The organism is Streptomyces albireticuli (genome assembly GCF_021228125.1).
In the GTDB taxonomy this organism is placed as follows: domain Bacteria; phylum Actinomycetota; class Actinomycetes; order Streptomycetales; family Streptomycetaceae; genus Streptomyces; species Streptomyces albireticuli.
Map to the genome: position 1 here is coordinate 1 of NZ_JAJQQS010000057.1, position 4,149 is coordinate 4,149.

General features: G+C 65.3%; 4 protein-coding genes and 1 pseudogene. All 5 read left to right on the forward strand.

What is annotated here, in order from left to right:
- Window positions 1-369: 369 nt before the first annotated feature.
- A complete protein-coding gene (locus tag LUZ64_RS36385; protein ID WP_095584189.1) occupies window positions 370-1,038 on the forward strand; it encodes a class I SAM-dependent methyltransferase in 669 nt (222 codons plus the stop codon).
- Entirely contained in the window at window positions 1,035-1,592 is a 558-nt protein-coding gene (locus LUZ64_RS36390; RefSeq protein WP_095584188.1) for a class IV adenylate cyclase, read from the forward strand. The genes LUZ64_RS36385 and LUZ64_RS36390 overlap by 4 nt, the downstream gene beginning before the upstream one ends.
- Before the next feature lie 73 nt (window positions 1,593-1,665).
- Window positions 1,666-2,190, forward strand: a complete 525-nt coding sequence (locus LUZ64_RS36395; protein WP_095584187.1) for an NUDIX hydrolase — start codon at window positions 1,666-1,668, stop codon at window positions 2,188-2,190.
- A gap of 183 nt (window positions 2,191-2,373) precedes the next feature.
- Entirely contained in the window at window positions 2,374-3,435 is a 1,062-nt protein-coding gene (locus LUZ64_RS36400) for a hypothetical protein (RefSeq protein ID WP_095584190.1), read from the forward strand.
- A 120-nt stretch (window positions 3,436-3,555) separates the two neighbouring features.
- A pseudogene (locus LUZ64_RS36405) lies at window positions 3,556-4,023 on the forward strand (amino acid permease); the annotation flags it as partial.
- Window positions 4,024-4,149: the final 126 nt, after the last annotated feature.

Consider the following 4,149-nt stretch of genomic DNA (forward strand, 5'->3'; position numbering starts at 1 on the left):
GACTGCACTCAAGTCTGGGCATGACCAGTCCCACCGAGTACGAAGCAGCACACTACGCTGACACAGAACCAGTAGCCGGCTGATCACCGGCCAACAAACCACCGGCAGGAAAGTCGGAACGGTTCACCCTGCCACCCAATCTTCCCGAGCCCGTGACCTACCGGCTCATCTGCGCCGAGCCCGAACGCCAGCGCCGCCTGTCCACGAGGCGCAAGCCCCCGACGCGCTGGGACGCCATGGCCGAGGCGTCGCCCACGGAGATCGACCGCGCTTACGCCGACTTCCCGATGTGGGACATCGACACCACTGATCGCACACCGTCACAGGTGGTAGAAGCCATAGTTGCCCGCACCTCCCAGGGAGAGGGCCATGAAGACCCAGAGTCTGTGGCAACAGACCCTCACGTTCTTCCCACAGTTCATCGCCGCTCTCAACGAGCATGAACCAGGCAGCCCGGTGGCGGTCGTCGGCGCCTCGGACGGCAAGTTCGTGCTGCCGCTCGCCGAGGCCGGCTACCAAGTGACTGCCATAGAGCGGGACCCCGTTGCGTTGTACGGCGGCGAAGTCCGCCTACCCGGCGATCAGGTCGAACAGGCCGCCGGGCTCAGCGCCCGCCTCAAAGCCGAAGGGCTCGGTGACCGCGTGCAGATCGTCGAGGGTGACTTCCTCGATACCGATCTGCCTGCCTCGTCCTACGCCGCGGTGTGGACCAGCTGCTCCTGGCACTACAGTGCCAACCATCACCGGCCCCTGTCCGAGTTCGTTACCCGCATGCAAGACCTCATCCGGCCCGGCGGTCTGTTCGGCGCGGAGTTCATGATGGCCATCGAACCCCGCCACAGGATGACCGAGCACTACACCTCACCGGACCTGCTCCTCCGTATGTTCCCCCTCGGGTGGGACATCCTGCTGACCCTTCGCACCGGGACCTTCCTCGAACGCGCCCACGTCGGGCAGCCCTACGATCACCATCACCGCATGGGCATGCTCCTCGCAGCCCGTGACTCCGCCCCTGAAAAGAGCGTGAGAAGGCTATGAAGAACGAATACGAAGCCAAGTTCCTCAACGTCAACGTCTCGCTCGTCCGAGCCCAACTGCGTGAGCTCGGCGCCGTGCAAGCCATGCCCCGGACCATGCTCTCCCGGTACATCTACGAGAACGATGCCGTCCAGGGCAACCAGTGGCTCCGCCTCCGGGACGAAGGAGGAAAGACCACACTCCCCCTCAAACAGGTCGTCGACTCGAGCAACATCGACGGCACCACGGAGATCGAGACCGAGGTAGGTGATCTCCATGCCACGGCGGAACTCCTGACCGCTCTCGGCCTGCGCCAAGTGCGCTACCAGCAGAACTACCGTGAAGAGTGGCGAATCGGAGCCGTCACATTCGACTTCGACACCTGGCCCGACCTTCCCACCTTCCTCGAAATCGAAGGTCCGGACGAATCCTCGGTGCGCCAGGCCGCGGCTGACCTCGGCCTGGACTACGCCGAGGCCCGTTTCGGTAGCGCCGACGACATCTACAAGAGTGAACTCGGACGCGACATCCTCGCCGAGCCCACGCTGCTCTTCACCGACGCCACCGGACGCTGAACCTCCTGACTCGTAGGTGGCACTGACGATGAACAAGAGCGGGTAGACGCACGGAGAGTACGATCCTGGCGACATGGACCACCAAGCACCGCCGACCGGCCCCAGTCGCCAGGACCTCATCGCCCGCGCCTACCCCGACGGCAGGTACCGCACGGTCATCGGTGTCCACCTTGTCCTCCAGCGTGACGACACCGTCCTTCTCGGACTCTGCTCCGGCACCGGATGGCGCGACGGTCACTACCACGTACCTGCCGGCCACCTCGAATACGGGGAGACCGTCACCGCCTGCGCTGTACGCGAAGCGGCCGAAGACCTCAACGTCACCATTGCAGAGGCTGACTTGCGGCTCGTCCACACGGTCCACCACGCCACACTCGAAGATGACCCGCGCATCCAGCTGTTCTTCCACGCAACCTCGTGGCGCGGAGAACCGGTCAATGCCGAACCCGACCGGTGTGCGGACCTCCGGTGGTGGCCTCTCAACGATCTGCCGCAGCCGATGGTCGACTACACGGCCGTCGCGCTGAACCGCCTGCACGACGGTGAGGCTTTCTCCGTCGTGGGGTGGAGCGGGACTCAGGGGCGCGCCTCCGTTTGAACCCAATGCCGGAACGGCAGACTTCCAGCTGGCCCTTCGGCTGCTCCCCACCGCTGTCCTTGAACAGAACCAGCAGCAAGACCGCCCCACCCTGCCCGAATCACTCGTGAGGTACCTCGGCTTTCACCGGCCCAAGGCGGAAAACGGAGCCCCACCAACGACATAAGCATGAGGGGTGCGCTCATGAGAGGCGAACACACAGCGACCGGTCTGGAAGAGTTCCGCCCCGTGTATCACCCGGCTGGGTTCGACCACGCGTTGCGGGTGGCGGTGGAGGAGGTACGAGCCGGGCGTTGGATTGCGATGCGGGATCTGCTCGCCCGTACAGGTACCAACTGGCCGCTGCGATCGGCACGCACTCAAGTCCTGGGCGTGGTCGCTGCCGGATCGACAACGGTGGAAGCATGGGCGACCGAGGAACGGGACAACCCGGAAGCCCGGGTGATGTGGGCGCGCGTGCTCGTCCAGCGGGCGCAGCGTGCCCACCGGAAGCACTACGCCGGTGTACAAGATCTGGAGCTGGTGGCACGGCAGGCATGCTGGATCGCCGCCGAGGCAATGCCAGCCGATCCGGTGCCGTGGGTGTGCCTGCTTGCCCTGGCCCGGCTCGATGAGTTCCAGCAACGGCCGGAGCACCGAATGCAGCCGTGGGAGTACATGCTGCCGCCGGGACCGTGGGGGCTCTTGCGCCACGTCTGGGACCGGGATCAGTGTTCTCGTGAGGCGTTCCACCGTATGTTCAAGTTCCTCAGCTGCTGCACCGCGGGCGGCACCTCGGTTTTGGCCGTGGATTTCGGTCGGTGGGTTGCCTCGTGGGCCCCCGACGGATCGGCGCTGCTCGCGCTCCCGCTGTACGCCTACGCCGAGTCCCACCATCAGCAGCTGGAGGAGAGCCGACGCAAGGGACGCGTTGATCCGCTCCTGCGTCGGCAGTGGGCTGACGACCCGGCCCGCGGCGACGCTGCCCGGGCGTTTCACCGCTGGTTCGCCGCCGTGGAACATCAGGATCCGGCAACACGGTCGGTACCAGACCTTTCCCACCTGGCCTTTGCGCTGTGGGCCGGCCACCGGTACATCGACGCCGCAATGGTGTTCGACGCCCTGGGGCCTTACGCGGCCTTGCAGCCCTGGGGCTATGTCACCGACGATCCCAATCGTCCGGAGATGGCGGAGGCGGCGTTCGTGCGGGCCCGGCAGCAGTGCCTCGCCGCGAGGAAAGCGCACAGAACCAAGCAATTGTCATGAACGCAACTAATAGGTTTGTCTCGACTGCTCCATCTCTTGACTCGGAGGTCTTTCGTGTCCATCCGCAGCCGACGGCCCCGGCAGGTCGGCCGTCAACCGCACGCTTTACGAGACGACGAACTGCTCCGTTCTCTCGGGTACGAGCCGGTGCTGACCCGGCGCATGGGGCCGTTCGGCAACTTCGCCCTCAGCTTCTCGGTGATCTCCGTGCTGTCGGGCTGCATGACGCTGTACGGCTTCGGGCTGAACACCGGCGGCCCGGCGGTGACGATGTGGGGCTGGGTTGCCGTCGGCGTGATGGTGATGTTCGTCGGCGCCGGCCTCGCCGAGGTCACCAGCGCCTACTCGACCTCCGGCGCCCTCTACTACATGGCCGACCAGCTCGGTTCGAAGAAGTGGGGCTGGTACACAGGCTGGCTGAACCTACTCGGCTTGCTCGGGGCCATTGCGGGCATCGACTACGGGGCAGCCCTATTCACCGGCGCCTTCGCCAATCTGCAATGGGGCTTCGAGCCGACGCCCGGCAAGACCATGCTGATCTACGTGTGCATCCTGCTCCTGCACGGCCTGCTGAATCTCTTCGGCGTCGGGTCTTGACCCCGGGTTTTGGACACCGGAGAGACTTGGATCTTGATGGTCCAGGAGAACGGAGTCCCCGTGGGGATGAAGCATTACCCCGCCGAGTTCAAGGCGGACGCGGTGGCGTTGTACCGG

What these genes read in the sequence shown, in the direction of transcription:
- LUZ64_RS36385 (WP_095584189.1), top strand. Translation starts at nt 370, where the DNA reads ATGAAGACCCAGAGTCTGTGGCAACAGACCCTCACGTTCTTCCCACAG.
- LUZ64_RS36400 (WP_095584190.1), top strand. Translation starts at nt 2,374, where the DNA reads ATGAGAGGCGAACACACAGCGACCGGTCTGGAAGAGTTCCGCCCCGTG.
- LUZ64_RS36390 (WP_095584188.1), top strand. Translation starts at nt 1,035, where the DNA reads ATGAAGAACGAATACGAAGCCAAGTTCCTCAACGTCAACGTCTCGCTC.
- LUZ64_RS36395 (WP_095584187.1), top strand. Translation starts at nt 1,666, where the DNA reads ATGGACCACCAAGCACCGCCGACCGGCCCCAGTCGCCAGGACCTCATC.